At 70.7% G+C, this 23,484-nt stretch carries 20 protein-coding genes, 1 pseudogene and 1 riboswitch; of the genes and pseudogenes, 11 read left to right on the forward strand and 10 right to left on the reverse strand.

The genetic code is table 11. The features are described 5' to 3' along the window. Nucleotides 1-13 precede the first annotated feature (13 nt). On the reverse strand, nucleotides 14-610 hold the full coding sequence (locus tag ACFYY1_RS26785) for a FadR/GntR family transcriptional regulator (protein WP_388590166.1): 597 nt from the start codon (nucleotides 608-610) through the stop codon (nucleotides 14-16). Between the two features lie 23 nt (nucleotides 611-633). Between ACFYY1_RS26785 and ACFYY1_RS26790 the strand changes: the two genes are divergently transcribed. Continuing rightward, nucleotides 634-888, forward strand: a complete 255-nt coding sequence (locus ACFYY1_RS26790) for an ABC transporter ATP-binding protein (RefSeq protein ID WP_388590168.1) — start codon at nucleotides 634-636, stop codon at nucleotides 886-888. A gap of 51 nt (nucleotides 889-939) precedes the next feature. Next, nucleotides 940-3,000, forward strand: coding sequence for a prolyl oligopeptidase family protein (locus ACFYY1_RS26795; protein WP_388590169.1), 2,061 nt, complete (start codon nucleotides 940-942; stop codon nucleotides 2,998-3,000). A 17-nt stretch (nucleotides 3,001-3,017) separates the two neighbouring features. On the opposite strand, the gene ACFYY1_RS26800 is transcribed toward ACFYY1_RS26795, so the two are convergent. Beyond that, a complete protein-coding gene (locus tag ACFYY1_RS26800) occupies nucleotides 3,018-4,025 on the reverse strand; it encodes a CehA/McbA family metallohydrolase (protein WP_388590171.1) in 1,008 nt (335 codons plus the stop codon). 85 nt (nucleotides 4,026-4,110) lie between these two features. On the opposite strand from ACFYY1_RS26800, the gene ACFYY1_RS26805 reads away from it, so the two are divergent. After that, a complete protein-coding gene (locus tag ACFYY1_RS26805) occupies nucleotides 4,111-5,610 on the forward strand; it encodes an MFS transporter (RefSeq protein WP_388590173.1) in 1,500 nt (499 codons plus the stop codon). A 123-nt stretch (nucleotides 5,611-5,733) separates the two neighbouring features. After that, nucleotides 5,734-6,180 carry an ATP-binding protein gene (locus tag ACFYY1_RS26810; RefSeq protein ID WP_388590174.1) on the forward strand — a complete coding sequence of 149 codons (447 nt, stop codon included), beginning with the start codon at nucleotides 5,734-5,736 and terminating at the stop codon, nucleotides 6,178-6,180. A 72-nt stretch (nucleotides 6,181-6,252) separates the two neighbouring features. Here ACFYY1_RS26810 and allB read toward each other — a convergent pair whose 3' ends face one another. From allB to ACFYY1_RS26840, 6 genes are all read right to left on the reverse strand, one after another. Then, entirely contained in the window at nucleotides 6,253-7,593 is a 1,341-nt protein-coding gene (allB, locus tag ACFYY1_RS26815; protein WP_388590175.1) for an allantoinase AllB, read from the reverse strand. A 117-nt stretch (nucleotides 7,594-7,710) separates the two neighbouring features. Further along, nucleotides 7,711-8,433 (reverse strand): aspartate/glutamate racemase family protein, encoded by a 723-nt coding sequence (locus ACFYY1_RS26820; RefSeq protein WP_388590176.1) that lies wholly within the window; start codon nucleotides 8,431-8,433, stop codon nucleotides 7,711-7,713. A gap of 23 nt (nucleotides 8,434-8,456) precedes the next feature. After that, nucleotides 8,457-9,938, reverse strand: a complete 1,482-nt coding sequence (locus ACFYY1_RS26825; protein WP_388590177.1) for an NCS1 family nucleobase:cation symporter-1 — start codon at nucleotides 9,936-9,938, stop codon at nucleotides 8,457-8,459. A gap of 348 nt (nucleotides 9,939-10,286) precedes the next feature. Further along, a complete protein-coding gene (locus ACFYY1_RS26830; protein WP_388590178.1) occupies nucleotides 10,287-10,787 on the reverse strand; it encodes a nucleoside deaminase in 501 nt (166 codons plus the stop codon). Between the two features lie 116 nt (nucleotides 10,788-10,903). Further along, on the reverse strand, nucleotides 10,904-11,374 hold the full coding sequence (gene cynS / locus ACFYY1_RS26835) for a cyanase (protein ID WP_388590179.1): 471 nt from the start codon (nucleotides 11,372-11,374) through the stop codon (nucleotides 10,904-10,906). Between the two features lie 71 nt (nucleotides 11,375-11,445). Further along, a complete protein-coding gene (locus ACFYY1_RS26840; protein ID WP_388590181.1) occupies nucleotides 11,446-12,045 on the reverse strand; it encodes a carbonic anhydrase in 600 nt (199 codons plus the stop codon). Between the two features lie 212 nt (nucleotides 12,046-12,257). On the opposite strand from ACFYY1_RS26840, the gene cynR reads away from it, so the two are divergent. Both cynR and ACFYY1_RS26850 read left to right on the forward strand, forming a co-directional pair. Beyond that, nucleotides 12,258-13,166: a transcriptional regulator CynR gene (gene cynR, locus ACFYY1_RS26845; protein ID WP_388590183.1), complete on the forward strand. Its 909-nt coding sequence runs from the start codon at nucleotides 12,258-12,260 to the stop codon at nucleotides 13,164-13,166. Nucleotides 13,167-13,227: 61 nt separating this feature from the next. Beyond that, entirely contained in the window at nucleotides 13,228-13,875 is a 648-nt protein-coding gene (locus ACFYY1_RS26850) for a GntR family transcriptional regulator (protein ID WP_388590185.1), read from the forward strand. A gap of 117 nt (nucleotides 13,876-13,992) precedes the next feature. On the opposite strand, the gene ACFYY1_RS26855 is transcribed toward ACFYY1_RS26850, so the two are convergent. Beyond that, nucleotides 13,993-14,922: a carbamate kinase gene (locus tag ACFYY1_RS26855; protein ID WP_388590186.1), complete on the reverse strand. Its 930-nt coding sequence runs from the start codon at nucleotides 14,920-14,922 to the stop codon at nucleotides 13,993-13,995. 112 nt (nucleotides 14,923-15,034) lie between these two features. Here ACFYY1_RS26855 and ACFYY1_RS26860 point away from each other — a divergent pair, with 112 nt between their 5' ends. The 4 genes from ACFYY1_RS26860 to ACFYY1_RS26875 are packed head-to-tail and all read left to right on the forward strand — an operon-like array spanning nucleotide 15,035 to nucleotide 20,300. Continuing rightward, entirely contained in the window at nucleotides 15,035-15,976 is a 942-nt protein-coding gene (locus tag ACFYY1_RS26860) for a DUF2877 domain-containing protein (RefSeq protein WP_388590188.1), read from the forward strand. Then, nucleotides 15,973-17,517: an acyl-CoA synthetase FdrA gene (fdrA, locus tag ACFYY1_RS26865; RefSeq protein WP_388590189.1), complete on the forward strand. Its 1,545-nt coding sequence runs from the start codon at nucleotides 15,973-15,975 to the stop codon at nucleotides 17,515-17,517. The genes ACFYY1_RS26860 and fdrA overlap by 4 nt, the downstream gene beginning before the upstream one ends. Further along, a complete protein-coding gene (locus ACFYY1_RS26870; protein WP_388590191.1) occupies nucleotides 17,514-18,941 on the forward strand; it encodes a DUF1116 domain-containing protein in 1,428 nt (475 codons plus the stop codon). The genes fdrA and ACFYY1_RS26870 overlap by 4 nt, the downstream gene beginning before the upstream one ends. A 30-nt stretch (nucleotides 18,942-18,971) precedes the next feature. Then, a complete protein-coding gene (locus ACFYY1_RS26875; RefSeq protein ID WP_388590192.1) occupies nucleotides 18,972-20,300 on the forward strand; it encodes a cytosine permease in 1,329 nt (442 codons plus the stop codon). Between the two features lie 105 nt (nucleotides 20,301-20,405). On the opposite strand, the pseudogene ACFYY1_RS26880 reads toward ACFYY1_RS26875, so the two are convergent. Continuing rightward, nucleotides 20,406-21,030 (reverse strand): annotated as a pseudogene (locus ACFYY1_RS26880) (ankyrin repeat domain-containing protein). A gap of 459 nt (nucleotides 21,031-21,489) precedes the next feature. Here ACFYY1_RS26880 and ACFYY1_RS26885 point away from each other — a divergent pair. Beyond that, entirely contained in the window at nucleotides 21,490-22,791 is a 1,302-nt protein-coding gene (locus ACFYY1_RS26885; protein WP_388590194.1) for an amidohydrolase family protein, read from the forward strand. Nucleotides 22,792-23,249: 458 nt separating this feature from the next. After that, nucleotides 23,250-23,372: riboswitch (cobalamin riboswitch) on the forward strand. Nucleotides 23,373-23,484 lie beyond the last annotated feature (112 nt).

Here is a 23,484-nt window from a genome sequence, read left to right on the forward strand (position 1 = left end):
GCGAATGCCGCCGTCACTCACCCGCTTCGGCCTCTTCGGCGGAGTAGTCGTCCAGGATGGCCGGCGCGGCGGCGGTGGCGGCCGCCGGATCACCGCCGCGCACGGCCTCGTACAGAGCGGTGTGGAACGGATCTTCACCCGCCTCGTCGATGCACTGGTTCGCCTCGACGGTCTCCCACAACGCGTCGCTCATGTTCCGGTAGAGGTCGCTGAGCAGCGGGTTGTGGGAGGCCTCGGCGATCCGCAGGTGGAAATCGACATCGGCGTCGGTGAAGGTGCCCAGGTCACCGGCCCGGCCCGCCGCCGTGCGGCGTTCCATCGCCTCCTGGAGAGAAGCGAGATCCTCCTCGGTGCGCATGGTGGCCGCCAGCCGCGCCGCCACGATGTCCAGACCACGCCGCACATCGAGGATGTCGGCGGTCCTGGCACGGTCGAGACGGCGGCGGAGCGCGATCCGGCCCTCGTCGGTGGCGGTCACGAAGGTGCCGTTGCCCTGGCGGGTGGTCAGGAGCTCGGCGTGCACCAGCACGCGTACCGCCTCGCGGACCGAGAGCCGGCTCACGCCGAAGATCCCGGCGAGCCGGCTCTCGGTGGGGATCCGGTCGCCCACCTGCCAGGTACCCCGGGTGATCCGTGTCGATCCAGGCCCAGATCCTCAGCCTCCTCGCCGACATCCGTGAGCGGAGCGGAATCAGCTATGTCTTCATCTCCCACGACCTGGCCGTCGTCCATCAGATCAGTGACACCGCGATCGTGATGCGCGGCGGCCGGGTGGTGGAACGCGGTCCGACACCCTCATTGCTGCGCGCGCCGGAGACGGAGTACACCAAGGCCCTGCCGGCCGCGGTGCCCCACCCGGGCTGGAAGCCGCAGCGGACCCGCCGCTGAAGCCCCGCCCGGTCGGCGGCGTGCGGCGCCGACCGGGCGCGGGACGAGTGGATGTGTTCTCGGTACGCGGGCCGTGCCTGCACAATTCGACTCGTGACTGATGAAGATCCGTACCTGTGGCTGGAAGACATCGACGGCGAGGCCGCGCTCGCCTGGGTGGCCGAGCGGAACGCCGAGACGGCGGCGGCGCTGGCCGCCGACGCCGGGTTCGCCGGCCTGAAGGAGCGCCTGCGGGAAGCGCTGGACGCCTCGGACCGGATTCCCTACACCGTCCGCCGCGGCGCCTTCCTCTACAACTTCTGGCAGGACGCCGGGCAGGTGCGCGGTGTGTGGCGGCGCACCTCGCCGGAGCAGTACCGCAAGGATTCGCCCGACTGGGAGGTCCTCCTCGACGTCGACGCGCTCGCCGCGGCGGAGGGCGAGAAGTGGGTGTGGGCGGGCGCGCAGGTGCGCCGCCCCGACCACGACCGGGCACTGGTGTGTCTGTCGCGCGACGGCGGTGACGCCGTCGTGGTCCGCGAGTTCGACCTCGCCACCCGGACCTTCGTCGAGGACGGGTTCCGGGTGGGGGAGGCGAAGACGCGGATCGGGTGGATCGACGCCGACACCGTCTTCATCGGCGCGGACCTCGGCCCCGACTCGCTGACCGAGGCCGGCTATCCGCGCACGGTACGCAGATGGCGCCGCGGCACACCCCTGGAAGAGGCCACGCTGGTCTTCGAGGCAGGGACAGCGGACGTGGCGGCCTGGGGCCGGCACGACAGCACGCCGGGCTTCGAGCGGGACTTCGTCTCCCGGTGGCTGGACTTCTTCCGCAGCGAGACGTACCTCCTGACCCCCGACGCCTCGCTCGTCAGGATCGAGGTCCCCGACGACGCCAACGCCTACGCCCACCGTCGGCATCTGATCGTCGCCCTGAAGTCCGACTGGCTCGGACAGCCTGCGGGCTCTCTGCTGGCGTTCGACTTCGATGCCTTCCTGGCCGGCGACCGCACCGCACAGGTGCTGTTCACTCCGGACGCGCGGACGGCTCTGGCCGGGCACTCCTGGACCCGCCACCATCTGATCCTGGAGACGATGCGCGACGTCAGCACCCACATCGAGGTCCTGACCCCCACCTCCGCAGGCGGATGGGAGCGCCGTCCGCTCGCGGACGTCCCGGCGCTGTCCCGCGTCACGGTCGTGGACACGGACCCCGACGTCTCCGACGAGTACTTCCTGGACGTGTCCGGGTTCCTCCAGCCGTCCTCCCTCCACCACGGGCGGATCGGCGCCGAGTCCGAGATCCTCAAGCAGGCCCCGGCCCGCTTCGACACGGCCGGCCTGACGGTGCAGCAGTACTTCGCGCCCTCCCAGGACGGCACCCGGGTGCCCTACTTCGTGATCGGCCCCGGCCACTCTCCCGCCACCCCCGGCCCCACGCTGCTCTACGGCTACGGCGGCTTCGAGGTATCGCTCATCCCCTCCTACGACGCGGTGACGGGCCGGGCGTGGCTGGAGCGCGGCGGCACCCACGTGATCGCCAACATCCGGGGCGGCGGCGAGTACGGACCGGACTGGCACCAGGCCGCGCTGGGCGCGGACCGGCCGCGGGCCTTCGAGGACTTCGCGGCCGTCGCGACGGACCTCGTCGCACGCGGCATCACCACCCCGGCCATGCTGGGCGCCGCGGGAGGAAGCAACGGCGGCCTGCTCATGGGCGCGATGCTCACCCGCTACCCGCACCTGTTCGGCGCGATCGTCGCCCAGGTACCGCTCCTGGACATGCTCCGCTTCCACAAGCTCCTGGCCGGCGCGTCCTGGACCGCCGAGTACGGCAACCCGGACAACGAGGCCGACCTCCCGCACCTTCGCGCGCTCTCCCCGTACCACCGGCTCGCCGCGGACCGGGTCTACCCGCCGGTACTCCTGACCACCTCCACCCGTGACGACCGGGTCCACCCCGGCCATGCCCGCAAGGCGGCGGCACGGCTGCGCGAACTCGGTCACCCGGTCCTGTTCCACGAGAACACCGGCGGTGGGCACGCGGGCGCCGGAGACAACGAACAGGCCGCCCACAACGAGGCCCTGACGCATACCTTCCTGTGGCAGCACCTGGCGTCACCGGCATAGCCGGCGTCCCGGTTCGTTCAGGCCAGGACGACCGGGTTGCAGAGCGCCGCCATCCGCCCGTCGGGATGGCGCACCTCGACGCGGACGAACGCGGAGTCCGCCGTACGGGTGCGCCATTCCACGGTGCCCGTTCCCGACCCGGGCAACGACGCGCGATGCGCCACACCCTGCTCCGTGTGGAAGGCGACCGTGCCCGAGGGCACGCCCCGTACGTCCACCCGCACCTCGGCCGGTGCGTCGCCCGCCATCAGCCGCTCACCGATTCCGGCGCTGCGGCCACCGGCCGAGGCCGTGCACGACAAGTCGACGGCGGCCGATCCGGCGATCCAGCTCCGGCCGGCCCGGATCCCGGCGAGGACCGCTTCGGCGCTCAGCTCCTCGGCCAGCACGACGGTGTGCGGGATCCCCATCTGGCCCGCCAGATGCGTATCGCTGTTGCCCATGGCCGGGCGCCAGTGCCCCCGGTGGATGTCCGCGGCCAGGCCGCGCCCCCACTCGGCCAGGGCCGCCTCGTTGTCGGCGTTCCACGGCACGTCCGAGCTCCACGCCCCGTTCCACACCTCGACCACATCGAACCCCTGGTACGGGTACATGAAGGTGCCCGAGGCGTACGGTGCGTGCGGATGGGCGGCCACGCACAGCCCACCGGCCCGGTGCACCTCGTCCAGATGCCCGTCGATCCGCCCGTCCCGCACCCCGTACCGCCAGTCGACGACCTGTCCGGGGCGGATCCCCAGCGCGAGCCAGTGCCCCGTCCGGGTGGTGACCTCCTCGCCGAGGATCACCAGCAGATCGTCACCGGCGGGCCGGTTCCAGACGCCGTGCGCCGCGGCGGTGTTGTGTTCGGTGGTCGCCAGGAAATCGAGCCCCGCCGACCGGGCAGCGGCAGTGAGCTGCTGCGGTGTCAGCTCGCCGTCCGAGTGCACCGAATGCACATGGCAGTCACCGCGGTACCAGCCACGCCCCCGGCCGCCCACCCGCACCGGCGGAGCTTCCGGCGGCAGATTTAGTATCCCATCATCCATCGACTTGTGACCTCCGTGGTCGGGTTCGAGCTCCTGCCAAGGGATTTCTTTACCCAAGGGTCGTCATTTGGTATACAAAAAAGCCATGCCTGGTTCCGTGTCTCCCCACAGTTCCCCGCCGTCCCCGCCCCCGCACCCCACGCGCTGGTGGGCCCTGGGCGTTCTGGGGCTGGCCCAGCTGATGATTCTGCTGGACAGCACGATCGTGAACGTGGCCCTGCCGTCGCTGCAGAGCGAACTGGACATGAGCGATGGAGACCGCCCCTGGGTGGTCACCGCCTACACCGTCGCCTTCGGCGGGCTGCTGCTGCTCGCCGGGAGGCTCGCCGACCACCTGGGGCGCAAGCGGGTGTTCACCGCCGGCCTGCTCGGGTTCGCGGTCGCCTCCGCCGCGGCGGGCGCGGCACCCACCGCACAGGCCCTCTTCGCCGCCCGAGCCGTCCAGGGTGCCTTCGCCGCACTGCTCGCCGCCTCCGCCCTCGCGCTCGTCGCCACCACCTTCACCGACCCCCGCGAGCGACGCCGTGCGATCGCCCTCTTCGGCGCCCTCGGCGGAGCCGGAGCATCCCTGGGCGTCGTGCTGGGCGGGGCGCTCACCCAGTGGTTCGGATGGCGCTGGTGCCTGCTGGTCAATGTGCCGATCGCCCTCACCGCGCTCCTCGGCACCACCTGGATGCCACCGGACCACTCGCAGCGTCGGCACGGCCGCATCGACGTCGCCGGCGCCGTGCTGGGCTGCGGCGGGCTGACGGCCATGGTGTACGGCTGCAGCCAGGCCGAGGCGCACGGCTGGTCGGCCCCCTCGGTGCTGGGTACCCTCTCCGGCGGCGCCGCACTGCTCATCGCCTTCGCGTACTGGCAGACCCGTGCCGAGGCGCCCCTGCTGCCGCCGCGGCTGATGCGCGACGGCCGCCGGGTGGCCTCGCTGGTGGCCGGGGGAGCGCTCATGACGGGACAGCTCTCGGTCTCCCTGTTCCTCACCTACTACCTGCAGACCGTCCTGGACTGGTCCGCACTGGCCAGCGGTCTCGGCTTCCTGCCGATCAGCCTCGTCACCACCGCCACGGCCACCCAGATCGGTACCCGGCTGCTGCCCCGGCTCGGTCCCCGAGTGATGATGACGGCGGGACTGTCCATCTCGGCCTGCGGTCTGCTCCAGCTCGCCCTCCTGACACCGGACTCCGGCTACGCCGCGAATGTCCTTCCCGCACTGGTCACCTTCAGCGTCGGAAACGGCGCCAGCTTCCTCGCCATCATGACCGGGGCGACCTCCAACGTACCCGCGCAGGACGCCGGAATCGCCTCGGCCTCCGTCAACTCGGCCCAGCAGGTGGGCGGTTCCATCGGATCAGCGGTCTTCAACACCGTCGCGGCGAGCGCCGCGACCGCGTTCCACGGCAGCGCGCGGGCGGCCACACTGCACGGCTTCACCGCCGCCGTCCGGTACCCGCTGGCCGCTCTGCTGCTCGCCGCAGTCGTGACGGCCGTGCTCGCCCGCACGCCGGCCCGGCCCGCCCCGTCCGGCCCCGGCCGCCCCGCGAGCCGCAGAGCCATAGATGCCGACAATGCCATCCATGGGAAGTGAGTCTTGGACTCCATCGGTGTGGACAAGGCATCGTGGGAGACATGCCGGTCCCGTCCGAGCAGGGCGCAGGCGACCGGCCGCCGGCCCGCACCGCCGGGCACACGAGCACCGACGGAGTACCCCATGACCATCACGTCACCCTGCCGCGGCCCGGCCACCGAGGAGGCGCCGTTCCGGGCCGTCTGCACACGGGAGGCGGTCCCGTCGTCCGTACCGTTCCTGCGCCGTTTCGCCGGGGCGGCCGCCGACCGGTGGGAACTCTCCGGCGATGTCCGCGAGGCCGTGGCCGTCGTGGTCGCCGAACTCGTCACCAATGTCGTCGTCCACACCGCCAGCGACGACGTCACCCTCTGCCTGCACATCCGTGACGGCGTGCTGACGATCGAGGTCCGGGACCGGGGGCACTGGCGGCCGGAGGGACACGACCGTCCCGGTCCGGCCCCCGCCGATGCGGAATGCGGTCGCGGGCTGGACATCGTCGCCGCGTACAGCGGCGTTCCCGCCGTCCGCACGAGCGCCGCGGGTACCACCGTGACCACCGATCTGCGGCTGCTGCCGCAGACGGCCTGAAACCCGGCGGGGCCGGCCCACCGGGTTCCAGAAGGTACGCAAGAGGTGCGGGCGCCCCGGAGGGCGCCCCCGTCAGGCCCGGGGCCTCTCGATCAGCCGCCCGGAACGCCCGGTGATGTCGCCGTCCTCGGCGATCCGCTCACCGCGCAGCCATGTCCCGCGGACGACACCGTGCAGTGTCTTCCCGGCGTACGCGGTGATCGGGTTGCGGTGGTGCAGCCGGGCGGGGTCGACGGTGAACGTCTCCTCGGGGGCGAGAACCGCGAAGTCGGCGTCGTGGCCGGGGGCGATGGCGCCCTTGCCCGTCAGTCCCGCCAGCCGGGCGGGGCCGGCCGACATCCAGCGCACGACGTCCTCCAGGCTGTGACCGCGCTCGCGGGCAGCGGTCCAGACGGCGGGCAGACCGAGCTGGAGCGAGGAGATGCCGCCCCAGGCCGTGCCGAAGTCGGGGGTCTTGAGGTCGGTGGTGCAGGGCGAGTGATCGGAGACGACGCAGTCGAGGGTGCCGTCGGCCAGGCCCTGCCACAGGGCGTCCTGGTTCTCGCGCTCGCGGATGGGCGGGCAGCACTTGAACTCGGTCGCGCCGTCCGGGACCTCCTCCGCGGTGAGGGTGAGGAAGTGCGGGCAGGTCTCGGCGGTGATGCGGACCCCCTCGCGCCTGGCCGCGGCGATGAGCGGCAGCGCGTCGCTGGAGGAGAGGTGCAGCACATGGACCCGGGCGTCGTGCTCCCGGGCGAGCCGGATCAGCAGGGCGATGGCGTCGTTCTCCGCCGCGCGGGGGCGGGAGGCGAGGAAGCCCGCGTAGGCGGGACCGCTGTTCTGCGGGGCGGCGGCCAGATGGCCCGGGTCCTCCGCGTGCACGATGAGCAGCCCGTCGAAGGAGGCGATCTCCGCGATCGCGGCGGCCAGCCGGGCCGGGTCGAGCTCCGGGAACTCCTCGACCCCCGAGGGCGAGAGGAAACACTTGAAGCCGAACACCCCCGCCTCGTGCAACGGCCGCAGGTCCTTGAGGTTGGACGGGATCGCGCCGCCCCAGAACCCGGTGTCGATGTGCGCCTTCGCGCGGGCGACCTCCTGCTTGACCCGCAGGTTCTCGACCGTGGTGGTCGGCGGCAGCGAGTTGAGCGGCATGTCGACGAGCGTGGTGATGCCACCGGCGGCGGCCGCCCGGGTGGCGGTCCAGAAGCCCTCCCACTCGCTGCGGCCGGGGTCGTTCACATGGACGTGGGAATCGACGAGGCCGGGCAGCACGGCGTCGTCGCCGACGTCCTCCAGCCGCGCCCCGGCCGGTACCTCGACGGTGTGCGGAAGCACGTTCACGATCCGGCCGTCGGCGACGGTCACGGATGCGGGGCGGGCACCCTCGGGAGTGATGACGCGCGTGGAGCGCAGTACGAGCTGTACGTCGGGCAACGGATGCCCCTCCTCCTGTGTTGTTTCTCCGTCCACCGCCGCTCCCCGGCCGGATGCCCGGGGAGCGGCGGCCACTACGCGCCGGTCAGGTCCGGTGTGACCCGCGACGTCACACCGTCACACCCGCGGCGGCCAGTTGAGGATCTTCTTGGGGCGAGGCGTCGCGTACGTGCGTACCTTGGAGGTGCGCAGGCCGAGGCGGACGAGGGACTCGGCGATCGTCACGGCGGCGGTCACCCCGTCGACGACGGGAACCCCGGTGCGCTCGATGACGCGCTCGGTGAGACCGGACATGCCGCCGCACCCCAGACAGATCACCTCGGCGCGGTCCTCCTCCACCGCACGGGCGGCCTGCTCGACGATGGCGTCCACGGCGGCCTTCTCGTCCCGCTCCAGGTCGAGCACGGCCATTCCGCTGGCGCGCACGGAGGCGCACCGGGCGCTCAGGCCCGCGGCGTGGAGGCGCTCCTCGATCAGCGGGACCGTACGGTCCAGGCTCGTGACCACGGAGTAGGTGCGGCCCAGGAACTGGGCGGTGCTCGCAGCCGCCTCGGTGATGTCGACGACCGGTACGTCGAGCAGCTCCTGCAGCCCCTCCCGGCCGTGTTCGCCGTACCCGGCCTGGATCACGGCGTCGAACGGCTCCGGATAGGCGCGGACGGCCTCCATCACGGCGATGGCGGCGAGGTAGCTCTCGTAGTTGCCCTCGACCGACTCCGCCCCGAAGGCAGGGGTCAGCGGAACGATCTCGGTACCGGGTGACGCCGCACCGGCCGCCTGCTCACCGATCGAGTCGGTGATGGACTGCGTGGTGTTGACGTTCACGACGAGGATGCGCATGGTTCGGCTCTCTGCTGGATGGTTCATTCGGCGGCGACGGCGATGGACTCGCCGTCCACGTCGCGGGTCTGCACGCTGCGGTCGGCGATGGCCGCGTACAGCACGGCGGCAAGGATGGCGCCGACGAACCAGGAGAATCCGGCCACGGCGCTGAAGAACGGCACCAGCGCGACGACGACGGCGATCGCGGCGCTGGGTACGAAGGCCCAGACGGCCCGGGGGTTGAAACCGTGACGGTAGTGGTAGTCGCCCTGCACACCGTCGGTGTAGAGGTCGGGCACGTTCACCCGGGCCTTCCGCAGCAGCCAGTAGTCGGCCATGATCACACCGAAGAGCGGCCCGAGCAGGGCCCCGAGCCCGCCGAGGAAGTAGTTCACCACGACCGGGCTGTTGTAGAGGTTCCAGGGCAGGATCACCAGGCCCACGACGGCGCTCACCATGCCGGCCCGGCGGAAGTTCAGCCGCTGCGGGAAGAGGTTGACCAGGGCGTAGATGGGTGCCACGAAGTTGGCCATCAGGTTCACCGCGACGGTCAGGGCGATGAGTGCGAGCGAGGCGATGGCCAGCAGGAACATGTTCGGAATCGTCCGCACGATGTCCGTGGGGCTGGTGATGACGTGCCCGTCCAGCTTGAACTGCGCCCCGCTGAGCACCGCGACGATCACGGCGAAGAACAGCATGTTCACCGGGATACCGATCACGTTTCCGCGGACGATGGAGCCACGGCTGCGGGCGGACCGGGTGAAGTCGCAGAAGTTCAGCACGAACGTTCCGTAGATCACCACCCACAGCGCGGCGCCCTGCAGGATCTGGAGCCACATCTCGCCGCCGCTGAGCGGGGAGTCGATGGACATCGAGATCGAGCCGTCCGCCCGCCAGAACATCCAGGCCGCGAGGGCACACATGGTGATCAGGGTCGTGGGCGCGGCGAAGGCCATGTACCGCCGGATCATCTGCATCCCGTAACTCACGATGAGGACCTGCAGGGCCCACAACGCCAGGAAGGTGATCCAGCCGAGCGTCGACTGGCCGAGAAGGGAGTTGGTGTCCAGGGACTTGAGCCCCGGGAACATCGTCACGAGGAGCGTGCTCAGCACGGACGACGCGAGGTAGGTCTGGATACCGAACCAGGCGATGGCGACGAGACCGCGCACCACGGCCGGTATCTTCGCCCCCCTGATACCGAAGGCGATGCGGCTCATGACGGGGAAGGGGACGCCCGTCTTGTGCCCCATGAAGCCCGAGAGCGTCAGCAGGAGGAAGAGCAGCACGGAAGCGAGCGCGAAGGCGGCCAGGATGCCCCACACGTTCAGCCCGAGCGCGAAGAGCCCGATGGCGAAGGCGTAGTTGCCGAGGCTGTGTACATCGTTGGCCCACAGGGTGAAGACGTTGTAGGCGCCCCAACGGCGCCCTTCCTTCTTCGTCGGGGCGAGATCGTACGTGTACAGACCAGAACTGGCGGTGCCGTTGGTTTCCACGGACGATCGGTCATCCACGGCAGTCATATGGAGCTCCGGGGAGTGGCGATGGGGGAATGTTTCAAAGTTTCCACATAATGGAAGTGAACTTCCGTTGGCCAAAAACGTAGTTTTAGCCAACTCCACCGTCAAGGGTTTGGAGGTAATGACTTCGGCAAGCGGACATACCGTCCGCGACCTAGGCGAATGCGCTCCAGTGGTGACGTATGCCTGACATGCCGGGCCGGGCGAATCGGGGCAAGTCTTCGGTTATCGGGATGGTGTTGTGTTGTGATTCGCCGTGTGTGGGAGTGGTGAAAACACTCCCACACACGGCGCGGAAGCAGTACGACCGGCGCCCGGGGGCGGCGGTCGGCCTGGCAGGCTGATCAGGGGTTACGCGGCCGTCGGTGCACCGGGGACGCGGCGGCTGCCGCCGTTGTGCTCCTGCCAGAGCCGGTACACATCGACAGCGGCGTCGGACGGCTCGTGGCGCATGGGGAGGCGCCGCTCGGTGTAGTCCTTGGCGAATTCACCGTAGAAGGTGTCGAGCTCGAAGTACTTGCGGTCGTCCACGTAGTGCGGCTCGTAGGCGTCGCGGGTGGTGAGGAAGACGACCTCGTCGGGGGAGCAGTAGTACAGCGATCCCAGGCACATCGGGCAGGGGTGGGCGAGCACGTAGATGGTCGTGCCGACCAGGTGCTCGGTACCGAGCTTCCGGCAGGCGTCCCGGATGGCGAGGATCTCGGCGTGGGCAGTGGGGTCGTTGGTCTGGGCCACCTTGTTGGGGCTCTCGGCGAGGATCTCGCCGTCCTTGACGATGACAGTGGCGAAGGGGCGTCCGCCCTCCTCCACGTTCTTGCGGGCGATGTCGATGGTGCGCTGGGCGAAGTCCATGGTGGAGCCTCCGGTGAGAGACGGCAGGTGTCGGCGCGAGTGCCGGGGTCGGCGGGCGGGGCCGGCCCGGCCGCACGGTGTGGGCCGGCGCCGCCCGATCGTGAGCTGATGAGACATCAGAAGGGCTTGGTGGGGAGGTACTTGCCGTCCAGGGTGATGACGGCGCGCTCGCCGCCCTCGGGGTCGGCGACCTTCTTGACGTCGAGCTTGAAGTTGATCGCGGAGATGATTCCGTCGCCGAACTGCTCGTGGACCAGGGCCTTGAGGGTGGTGCCGTAGACCTGGAGCATCTCGTAGAAGCGGTAGATGGTCGGGTCGGTGGGGATGCCGCCGGGGATCGAGCCGCGGGTCGGGATGGTCTGGAGCAGTGTGGCCGCGTCCTCGTCGAGGCCGAGGAGCTCGGCGACGGCCTCGGCGGAGGCGGCCGGGAGGGCGTGCTGGCCGAGGACCGCGGCGGTGACGAAGGCGACCGACAGCTCGGCGGCGTCCGCGATCTGCTGCCACGACAGGTCCTTGCGGACCTTGGCCTCGACGGCGGCGGCGGCGAGCAGCTGGCGGGCGGTGGGGTCGAACTGGGCGTGCGTCATGAGGGGCCTTTCGGTTCGGTGCACCGGCCTCGGGTATGGCCGGGTGGGTTTCTGTGTGTGGGTGGGGGTGGTCAGGCCGCTACCAGGGCGGCGTCGACCGGATCGACGGTCCCGGTGGCGATGTCGAAGACCCAGCCGTGCAGTGTGAGCGTGCGGTCGGTCAGGGCGCGGGCCACGGAGGGGTGCGTGGTGAGGTTCTGCAGTTGTGCGGCCACGTTGGCCCGCACCAGGGCGGCCACCCTGGCCGGTCCGGATTCGGCCGGTGCGGCGGCGGCGCGGGCCCGCGCGGCGTCCGCGTGCCGCAGCCAGCCGGCGACGACCGGTGCCGCGCTCAGGTCGTGCCCCTCCGCCAGGGCGGTCATCGCGCCGCAGGAGGAGTGGCCGCAGATGACGATGTCGGTCACGTGCAGCACGGTGACGGCGTACTCGATGCTGGCCGCGATGCCGTCCGGGCCGGCGGAGTGGGCCGGGACCAGATTGCCGGCCGTGCGGATGACGAACAGCTCGCCCGGGTCGCTCTGCGTGATCAGTTCGGGGACCACTCGGGCGTCGGAGCAGCCGATGAACAGCGTCTTCGGCCGGTGAGTGGTGGCCAGGCCGGCGAAGAGCTCGGCCTTTGCCGGGAAGACATCGCGGCGGAAACGTGCGAGGCCGTCCGTGAGGTCGTGCATCGGTCACTCCCTTCGGTGAATGTCGGCCCGACGGGCTGACGAGATCCACCATGCATGAGCTCCACCTATAGTGTCCAAGTCTTGCTATCCATAATTTCCATAGGTCATGTCAATGGCTTAGGGGAGTGGGCGGGTGGACCTGCCGACCAGGGCGCCATAGGCGGTGATACGCCCTCGTGGGGATATCGATTGGGCTTCTCTATACTCGGAGAATGGGTCCGGAACTACGTCACCTCCGCTATCTGATCGCGGTGGCCGAGCACGGCAACTTCACGCGCGCCGCCGAAGAACTGCGCATCTCCCAGCCGACGCTGTCGCAGCAGATCAAGCAGCTGGAGCGCGTCGTCGGGGTCCAGCTGCTCGACCGCAGCGGCCGCAGCGTCCGCCCCACCGACGCGGGCGAGGCCTATGTGCACTACGCGCAGCGGGCGCTGCGCGAGCTGGCCGCCGCCGACCGTGCCGTACTCGATGTCGCCGACCTCTCCCGGGGGCATCTGCGCCTCGCGGTGACGCCGACGTTCACCGCGTACCTGATCGGCCCACTGGTGGAGGCGTTGCACACGCACCACCCCGGCATCACGCTGGACCTGCGCGAAATGACTCAGGACCGCATCGAGGCGAGTCTGCTGGCCGACGATCTCGACCTCGGGATCGCCTTCGCCGGAACCCATCTGCCCGGCATCACCGCGGCCGCGCTGTTCACCGAGACCCTCAGCCTCGTCGTCACCACGGACCGCGCCCAGGACCGAGGTGAGCGGCCGCTGCCGGTACGTGACCTGGTGGACCAGCAACTCGCGCTGCTCAGCAGCGACTTCGCCACCCGGATCCACATCGACGGCTACTTCGCACGGCATCGCGTCAGCCCGCCGATCGCCGTGGAGGCCAACACCATCCAGGCCCTGACGGAGATCGTCCGGCGCACCGGCCGGCTGGCCACCGTGCTGCCCGACGCGGTCACGGACGACCACCCGCACCTCAGGCCGATTCCCATCGACCCTCCGATGCCCGCCCGGGTCGCCACCCTGCTGCACCGGGAGAGCGCCTACGAGAGCGCCGCCGCCCGCGCCTTCACCCGGATCGCCCACGACCTGGTCCGCGCACGCGGCTACGCACCGGCCTGAGAAACCCGTCCCGCGGACGGCGAACCGAACAACGACTTCGAGTGATGAGAGAATTGAGGACATGACAGGGTCTGGGGAGTTCGAGCCCGAGTCGGAGCGGGTCACGCGCCTGCTGCGTGACGAGATCATCGACGGTGTGCGTGAGCCGGGCAGTAAACTCGTCGAGCGCGAGCTCGCCGCGGAGCTCGGTGTGAGCAGGCTGCCCATCCGAGAGGCCCTGAAGGCACTGGTCACCGAGGGGTTGGTCACGCCGAGGCCGAGAACCTGGGCCGTCGTACGGGAGTTCACACCGGCGGACGTCGAGGACCTGGACGAGGTCCGCGCGGCCCTTGAGACGCTGACCTTCCGGCTCGCCGCCCAGCGGCGCACCCGCGCGGGACTGGAGAAGCTCCGTTCGGATCTCGACGCCGAGCTGAAGGCGGCGGAGAAGGGTGACGCCGTACGGGCCCACCGTGCCGCCGCCGACTTCCACGAGACGGTGACCGAGCTCGCCGACAACGAACTCCTGAACGAGCTCCAGAGCACGCTGCGAAGCAGGATGCGCTGGCTGCTGGGGCAGCACGACGACCTGCAGGGCGTCGCGCAGGAGCACGAGGGCCTGTACCAGGCGATCGCGGAGCGGGACGTCGCAAGCGTCGAACAGCTGGCCAGCAAGCACCTGGTGACGGGCCGCAACGCGGCTGCCGCGCGACGCAGGTCCAAGGACTGAGCGCGGCGGCCCCGCCGGCGCGGCGCCGCCGGCGGCGAGCCGCCCCCAGGTCCCTTCGTCCGGACCAGGCCGGGCTCGTGTGCCCCGGCCTGATCCGGACGAAGGGACCTGGCGCCCTCAGACGTAGACGATGCCGTCCGGGACATCCGGGCGGATCTCCGTGCCGATGTTCCGGTCGAGGAGGTCGTCGAGCCGTTCGAGGGGGCCGATGAGGGCCCGCCCGCCGGCCTGGGCGACCCGTACGGCGGCGTCGACTTTCGGCTTCATCGACCCCTCGGCGAAGGCCAGCCGGGAGATCGCCTCCGGTGAGGCCGTGAGAATGTCCCGCTGCTCGGCCGTCCCCCAGTTCTCGCTGACGAAATCGCCGTCCGTCAGCATCACCAGCATGTCCGCCTTGAGCTCCGCGGCCAGGGCCGCCGAGGCGAGGTCCTTGTCGACGACTGCCTGCAGGCCGGTCTGCCGCCCCTTGCTGTCGGTCCGTACGGGCACGCCGCCACCGCCGACGCAGACGACGAGGTGCCGACTCTCCAGCAGTGTGCGCACGAGCGGAGCCTGGACGATGCGTACGGGCGAGGGGGAGGGCACGACCCGGCGGAAGGCGGCACCGTCGCGCGCGATGGTCCAGCGGTACTCGGCCGCGGCCTCGGCCGCGTCCTGTGCCGAGTACTGGGGTCCGATCAGCTTGGTGGGGTGCTCGAACGCGGGGTCGTTCTCGTCGACCTCGGTGGTGGTGAGTACCGCCGCGACCTCGCGTTCACCGGCGAGGGCGTTCGACAGCTCCTGCTGGATGACATAGCCGATCATCCCCTGCGTCTCCGCGCCGAGTATGTCGAGGGGGTAGGCCGCGACGTCCTGGTACGCGAGATTCTGCAACGCGAGAAGTCCCACCTGCGGCCCGTTGCCGTGGGTGATGACGACTTCGTGCTCGCGGGCCAGGCCGGCCAGGGCCTCGCAGGACGTTCGGACGTTCGCCCGCAGCCGGTCGGCCGTCATGGGCTCCCCCCGCCGGGCCAGTGCGTTGCCACCGAGAGCCACCACGATGCGCATGGAATTCCTCCTCAGACGTGTAGGCCCCTGCATAGGTCAAATGGTATACCAGAAACAGTACATCGCCGGGGATCGCTTGGACCGGCGAAGTCCCGACAAGGAGGGTGCGCCCATGACGTCCACCCGGTGCGACGCCGCCGTACTGCGCGCGCGGTCCGCGGACGCGGTTCTCCTGGACCGTCTGCGGACACCCGGCGCCGACGGTCGTGTCGACACCGTGTTCCGGCACGTCATCAATGTGCTGACCGTCGACGGGCAGCTCATCGCACTCGCCTCCCGGTCGAACGGCGACGCCCCCTGGACCCTTGTCGTCGACGTCGAGGACTGGAGCGGCAGTGCCGTCGAGGCCGGGCAGGTGGTGCGGTTCGGGGTGGACTCGGTCCTGCTCCCGGCCCCCGCGGGGGAACTCCGGATCGACACCCGGGTGGCGCGACGATGGAATCCCATCTCTGTCTCCCTGGCACACCTCGGCACGGACCACCTCGCCGTGGCCACGCGCGCCCTCGACCACCTGCTGCGTTCCCACGGAGTGCCCGGCGGCATGCTCGCCGGCCCACCGGACGCCCCGCCCATGGACGCGGCCGTCGGCCGGGCACTCGCCGCCGGACGGGACGCGTTCGTACACGCGGTGACGCTCCAGGACGACGCGGGCACCTGCCGCGCCGTACTCGGCCTCCTGGGACTGGGGCCGGGCCTGACCCCGGCCGGCGACGACTTCCTCACCGGGCCGGCCCTGCTGTCCTCGCTGACCGGCACCCGCCTGCGCCCCTTCGCCCGCACCCTCGCCGCAGTGCTCGGCGACCACCCCGGGCGGACGACGACGCTGAGCCTGGCGACCCTGCGCGAAGCCCTGGCCGGGCGCGTACGCGAACCCTGGCCGGCGGTGCTGCACGCGCTCGTCGCCACCGCCGGCCGCGGCGAGGCGCAGGTCACCGAAACCCTCCGCAACCCGGTCCGCCGCGCGTTGGCCATCGGCCACACCTCCGGCACCGACACCCTGTCCGGCCTGCTGACCGGACTCCACCTGGAAAGAGAACTGCGAGGTTCGCTGTGAGCATCACAGCAGTCATCAAGAAGAACACCTATTTCGACTCGGTGTCGCTGATGTCCATCTCCACCAAGGCCAACACCCTGGACGGGGTGGACCAGGCCTTCGTGGCCATGGGCACCGAGATGAACAAAGGTGTGCTGAACAACCTCGGCCTCCTCACGACCGAGCTCGAAGCCGCCACCAACGGCGACCTCATGATCGTCCTCGAAACGCGCGAGGACACCGACACCGAGCAGGTGCTGACCGAGGTCGAAGCCCTCCTCGTGCACAAGAAGCCGGCCGGCGGGGCCCACACGGTCACCCACCGGACGGTCGCGGCGGCCGCGGCGGACAACCCGGACGCCAACCTCGCGGTGATCGCGGTCAACGGCGCCTACGCCGGACGCGAGGCCCGCAAGGCCCTGGAGAACAACCTGCACGTGATGCTGTTCAGCGACAACGTCCCCGTCGAGGAGGAGATCGCCCTCAAGCGGTACGCCCACGACCACGGGCTGCTCATGATGGGACCGGACTGCGGCACCGCCATCATCAACAACGTCGCCCTGTGCTTCGGCAACGCGGTGCGCCCCGGCAGCGTCGGAGTCGTCGCCGCGTCGGGTACCGGCGCGCAGGAGGTCAGCGTCCGCATCCACGCGCTGGGCGCCGGGATCTCCCAGCTCATCGGCACCGGCGGCCGTGACCTGAGCGAGCAGGTCGGCGGCATCATGATGATCGACGGCATCCGCGCACTGGCCGCCGACCCGGCCACCGATGTGATCGTGCTCGTCTCCAAGCCGCCGGCTCCGGCCGTGGAGAAGAAGGTCCTCGCCGAGATCGCCACCGCCGGCAAGCCCGTCGTCGTCTACTTCGTCGGCGGCTCCCGCGACGCCGTCGCCGAGGCGGGCGGACACTTCGCCGCCGGCAGCCAGGACGCGGCCCTCCAGGCCGTCCGCCTCGGTGTGGACCCCCGCGCGGACGTCGAGCCCCTCGACAGCGGGCGGGTGGACGAGGTGGTCTCCCGCCTCGCACCGGACCAGCGGTTCGTCCGCGGACTGTTCTGCGGCGGCACCCTGTGCGACGAGTCGATGTACGCCCTGCTGGAGATCAGCGACAACGTGTGGAGCAACATCCAGAAGAGCCCCGAGCGCCGCCTCACCGCCGACAGCCCCAGCACCGGACACACCTTCCTCGACTTCGGTGACGACGACTTCACCGACGGCCGCCCGCACCCGATGATCGACCCGTCCCTGCGCCTGGCCCGCCTGGTCGAAGAGGCGAAGGACCCCCGGGTCGCCGTCATCGTCATGGACTTCGTACTCGGCTTCGGCGCCCACGAGGACCCGGTCGGCGTCACCCTGCCGGCGATCGCACAGGCCCAGCAGATCGCGGCCCGGGACGGCCGCCACCTGGAGATCGTCGGCTACGTCCTCGGTACCGACCTCGACACCCCGGCACTCGACGAGCAGGTCGCGGCCCTGGCCGCCGCCGGAGTGACCGTGACCCGAAGCAGCACCGAGACGGGCGCCTTCGCCCGTGAGATCGCCAGGAAGGTACAGACCGCATGACCAGCCCCATCACCCAGCTCTTCGCAGCCGACCTCGACGTCATCAACGTCGGGCTGGCCATGTTCGAAGGGGACATCGCCGCCCAGGGCGCGAACGTCACGACGCTCGACTGGACCCCGCCCGCCGGCGGCAACCCGGAGATCCTCGCCGTACTGGACGCCATGGAGGAGCCCGCCGCCGCGGCGCGCATCGAGGCGGCCAACGCCGAGGCCGTCGAGCGCATCACCAACTCCCGCCCCATGCTGGTCGGTTTCGGCCGCGCCCTCGACGTCGTGCCCGGCATGACCCCGACGACGATCCTGCACGCGGGCCCGCCCATCACCTGGGAGCGCATGGCCGGTGCGATGAAGGGCGCCGTCACCGGGGCCCTCGTCTTCGAGGGCCTGGCCGCCGACCTCGACGAGGCGGCCGCCCTCGCGGCATCCGGCGAGATCACCTTCTCGCCCTGCCACGAGCACAGCTGTGTCGGCTCGATGGCCGGTGTCACCTCCGCCTCGATGTACATGCACATCGTCCACAACGAGACGTACGGCAACACCGCCTACACCAACCTGTCCGAGCAGATGGCGAAGATCCTGCGGATGGGCGCCAACGACCAGTCGGTGATCGACCGCCTCGTCTGGATGCGTGAGGTTCTCGGCCCCATGCTCAAGGAGGCCATGGAGATCGGCGGCCCCGTCGACCTGCGCCTGCTGCTCTCCCAGGCCCTGCACATGGGCGACGAGTGCCACAACCGCAATGGCGCCGGCACCCTCCTGCTCATGCAGGCGCTCGCGCCGTCGCTCCTGCAGACCGGCTTCACCACCGAGCAGAAGAAGGAAGTCTTCGACTTCATCGCCGGCTCGGACTACTTCTCCGGACCCACCTGGCTGGCCATGGCCAAGGCGGCCATGGACGCCGCCCACGGCATCGAGGGCTCGACGATCGTCACCACGATGGCCCGCAACGGCGTCGAGTTCGGCATCCGGGTCAGCGGACTTCCCGGCAACCAGTGGTTCACCGGCCCCGCCCAGCCGGTCGTCGGACCGATGTTCGCCGGCTACCGGCCCGAGGACGCCGGCCTCGACATCGGTGACAGTGCGATCAGCGAGACCTACGGCTTCGGCGGCTTCGCCATGGCCACCGCACCGGCCATCGTGCCGCTCGTCGGCGGCACCGTGCAGGAAGCCATCGGCTTCACCCGGGACATGGGCGAGATCACGACGGCCCAGAACCCCAACGTCACCATCCCGATGCTCGACTTCCAGGGCATTCCCACCGGCATCGACATCCGCAAAGTGCTCTCCACCGGAATCCTCCCGGTCATCAACACCGCCATCGCCCACAAGGAAGCGGGCATCGGCATGATCGGCGCCGGCATCACCCACCCGCCCGTCGAAGTCTTCGACCAGGCCCTCGTGGCCTTCGCAGCCAAGCTGTCCTGACCGCGTGCCAGCCCACCCAGGAGACCAGCCATGAGCAGTCGTCAACCCGCAGCGCAGGACACCGCGGAAACGGACGCCGCACTCGACTCCGAGTACGAGCACACTCCCGTTCCCCCGGAGCGCCGCAAATCCCTGCTGACCGTGTCGGCCGTCTGGTTCGGATTCCCCATGATCCTGACCAACGCCGTCCCCGGCGGGGTGGTCGTCGCCGTCCTGGGCTTCTGGCGTGGGCTGGCCGCCATCCTCACCGCCAACCTCGTCATGCTCGTCTACGTCGGACTGCTGAGCCACCGGGCCGGCAGCACCGGCGAGAGCTTCGCCCTCCAGGCCACCCGGACGTTCGGCAGGATCGGCTACGTCATCGCGTCCGGCTTCCTCGCCACGATCGTCGTCGGCTGGTTCGCCTTCAACACCGGCGCCACTGGTGCCACTCTCCACCAGGCCTTCGGCTGGCACGAGCAACTCGTCGCCGTACTGGCCGGGGCCGCGTTCATCGCGATCACGTATCTGGGCATCCGTGCCCTGTCGTGGCTGGGCGCCGTGGCCGCACCCCTGTTCATCGTCGTCGGTGTGATCGCCCTCGTCATCGTGTCCAGGGACCACGACCTCGGCGCGGTCCTCGACTACCAGGGCGCCCCGGGGAACAGCACACTGACCTTCGGCGCCGCCGTCTCCCTCATCATGGCCACCTTCGCCGACTCCGGCACCATGACCGCCGACTTCACCCGCTGGTCCAGGAACGGCAGGGAAGCCGTCCTCGCCACCGCGACCGCGTTCCCCATAGCCAGCCTCGTCGCCCAGATCACCGGCGGCCTGGTCGTGGCGGCCGGAGCGATCGCCTCGGCCCGGACCGTCGGCGGAAACTTCCTGCCCATCCTCACCAGCGGCCACGGAGCCCTCCTGAGCACGCTGGCCGCGGTGTTCGTCTTCGTCAACCTCGGCTCGGTCTGCAGCCACTGCCTCTACAACGGGGCCCTGAGCTGGTCGCACCTGACCAATACCCGGATGCGCCTGATGACCCTCGTCCTGGGCATCATCGGAACCGCCGCCGCACTCGCCGGGGTCTGGAACCACTTCCTCGACTGGCTGGTCGTCCTCAGTGTGTTCGTCCCGCCCCTCGGTGGAGTGCTCATCGCCGACCAGGTCCTCCTGCGCAGCCGGCTGAAGGACCGCCCGGACGCGGCGGTGCGCCCCACCGCCTTCATCGCCTGGTTCGCGGGTGCCGCCGCCGGCGGACTCGTCCACTGGTTCGCGCCGCAGCTCTCCGACGCGGTGAGCGGCCTCGTCGTGGCGCTGCTCGTCCATGTCGTGATCGAGCGAGCCTCCTTTGCCCGTCCTGCCGCCGTCCAGGCAACGTAGGTCATCCGGGCGAGCGGCCCAACCCCCGTGTGTGACACAGGAGTTGGGCCGCTCGCATTCCGCTTTCCGGCCGTCCCGCTGTTCGGCCGTCCGGCCACCCGCTCGTTACTCGCTCAGCAGCCGGGCGATCTCGTCGAACCCGCGCTGCCGGGCGTGCTGGAGTGCGGTCGTGCCGGTCTTGTCGGCGATGGAGGGATCGGCCCCCCCCCGCCAGCAGGAGCTCCACGGTCTCCTGGTGGTCCTTCCCGCCGTCGCCGAGGATGACGGCCTCCAGCAGGGCGGTCCAGCCGAGGTTGTTGACATGGTTGACATCGACGTCGATGTCCGGGTTGGTGGTCACCTCCCGGACGTAGCCGACGTGGCCGTGTTCGCCCGCCGGGATGAGGGAGGTGCCTCCGTACCGGTTGACGATGGTGTAGTCGGGATCGGCCGCAGCCAGGGTCCGGGCCATGGCGGCGCTGCCGGTCACGCCCGTCACCAGCCACGGTGTGTCGTGCTGCTGGTCCAGGGCGTCCGGATCGGCCCCGGCGTCGACGAGGATCTCGGCGGCCTTGACGTGATCACCGGTGGCCGCGAGGAGAAGCGGGGTACGGCGGTCGTTGTCACGGGTCTCCGGATCGGCGCCCCGCTCGATCGCACCGCGCACCGCGCCGACGTCGCCGGAACGTGCGGCTTCCAGCAGCTCCCGGTCGGCGGCCGACTGCTTCCCGGATCCCCCGGTGGGGGACAGGGGGCCGGAGCCGGTGACCGACGGCCTCTGCCGGGCGGCATCACCGTCGGACGGGGCGCCGCACGCGGTCGCCAGCGCGGCCAGGCCGAGGAGCGGGACGATCAGGAGGGCGGCGCGTCGTGTCGGAGACATGGTTCCTCTCAATCCATGGGGTGGCGGGCCCCGGATGCTGCGGGTCCCGCAGCATCCATGGTGGGCGAGCCCGAAGGCCCACGCCGTCGCTGAACCGGATGGCGATGTGCGGACGTTGGGACGACAACGGGGTCGACCGATCGGCTGATGCACAGCGCGGGCACCTTGTCCCAGTCGTATACCAAGAAGTCCCGAACGGGCGAGCGATGCGTGAGGGAGTGGCCTGTTCCGTGCAGGATCTCGGTGAACCCTTGCCTCGCCATTCATCGTGGTATACAAAATGGCTCCCGGTTGTGTATCGGATACATCGGATACGAGGAGCCCGCCATGTGTGTCGAGTCCGTCCCGCCCCCCTCCAGCCGACTCACGCGCCGTGGTGTGCTGGCAGGGGCCGCAGCACTGGCGGGTACGGCAGCCGCCCTTTCGGTGGCACCGTCCGCGGTGGCGGCCCAGCCGAGAACACCGGGCAGCACGCCCGCGCACTCGGGCGACCTGGTCGTCGAGGGCGGCACGCTGCTCGACCCGGAGACCGGCCATGTCACCGAGGACGCGGTCGTCGTCATCCGCTCCGGCAGGGTGCGGGCGGCCGGGCCGCGCGACCGGGTCGAGATCCCGGACGGCGTTCCGGTCCTGGACGCGCACGGCAGCTGGGTGCTCCCCGGTCTCGTCGACGCGCACATCCACCTGAACACCGCCACCGAGGCGCTCGACGCCGTCCGCCAGGGCGCCACCAGCGCACGCAGCGGCTCCACGAACTTCTACCAGGACATCGCCGTACGGGAACTGGCCCGCCAGGCCCCCGCCCTGGCCCCGCGCCTGCGGGCAGCCGGCGTCTTCGTCACCCCCGACCTGGGTGACACCATCCTGGCCGACCCGGACCTCACGCCCCTCGCGCGTTCGAAGGATGGCGTCCGGTCCGCCGAGGCGCTGCGCCGGGTCGTCGAGGTGAACGTCGCCCGTGGCGCCGACGTGATCAAGACGCGCGTCAACGAGCGCGCGGGTCTGCCGGAACAGGACCCGCTGGCCCAGGTCTACTCGTACGAGCAGCTCTCCGAGGTGGTGGCGGCGGCACGGCGCGGCGGCAAGGGCGTGCTGTGCCACAGCTACAGCGAGCGCGGCTGCGACGACGCGGTCCGGGCCGGCGTGCGCTCCCTGGAGCACGGGGTGTTCGTGGGCGAGCGCACCCTGCACGACATGCGGCGCAGGGGCACCGCCTTCACGCCGACGCTGAGCGCGATCGCCGGACTCGCCGACTCGTCGGACCCGGTGCTGGCCGAGCGCGGGCGTGCGTATCTGCCGGTCCTGAAGGAGGCGGTGCGAACGGCCCACCAGATGGGGATCCTGGTGGTGGCGGGCACCGACTCCTCCGGCGGCAAGGTCAAGCCCATCGGACGCGAGGTGGAACTGATGCATGCGTCGGGCCTCACCGCACTCGACGCGATCCGCACGGCCACCACCCGGGCCGCCCGGCTCCTCGGCCTGGAAGACACGGTGGGCCGGCTCGCCCGCGGCTTCGCGGGCGACGTGATCGTCGTGGACGGCGACCCGCTGGCCGATGTGACCGTGCTCAAGCGACCGCAGCGCGTGGTGCGGGCGGGCCTGCTGGTCCAGGGCGCATCCGCATCCTGACGCCAGCCGGTCCGGAACATCGCGTGCCGGACCGCGAACTGATCCGGAACAGCGCGTGCCGGACCGCGAGTTGATCCGGACCATCCCGTGCCGGACGGCGCACCTGCCCGGTGCACCGTCCATCATCACCCTCCGCGCCCACGGCGCGGCGACCTCCGGACCGGTCGCCGCGCTCAGGCGCGTCAGGGCGACAGCGTGCCGCTCCCGGTCCAACTCCGCAGCGGGCAGGGGCACCGACCCGGACCGTCGCATTCGTAGCACGGCACGAATCCGGCTCGGACTCCGGAGACCCGATCCCGACCCGGATCGACCACCCGGCCGCGCCACGCAACTGGGCACCGCCCACCCCGACCCGTGATCCGCGGCGCGGGCCTCCGCGGAGCCGCCCCCGGTCGCACGGAGGTCCGCCTGCCCCCGCCCCGTTGCGGGGGTGTCCCGCACCGCCTGTCCGCGCGAGCTATAAGCTGCACGTGCCCCGCGGGGGAAGTCCGGTCGAAATCCGGCGCTGACCCGCAACGGTGGGCGGAGCCCGACATCGGGCCCCGCGAGCCCGATCACCCGCGGTGGCGAAGGCTCCTGTCAATTCGCCGTGGACTGCGAGTGGTGCTGCGCAGGGCGCTCCGCGCCCGGGCTGCTCCTCTGATCACGTAGGCGCACGGCCCGAAGCGAAAGCGATGACCGCCCGTGGCCACA

This window comes from Streptomyces sp. NPDC001890 (assembly GCF_042891445.1).
Classification (GTDB): domain Bacteria; phylum Actinomycetota; class Actinomycetes; order Streptomycetales; family Streptomycetaceae; genus Streptomyces.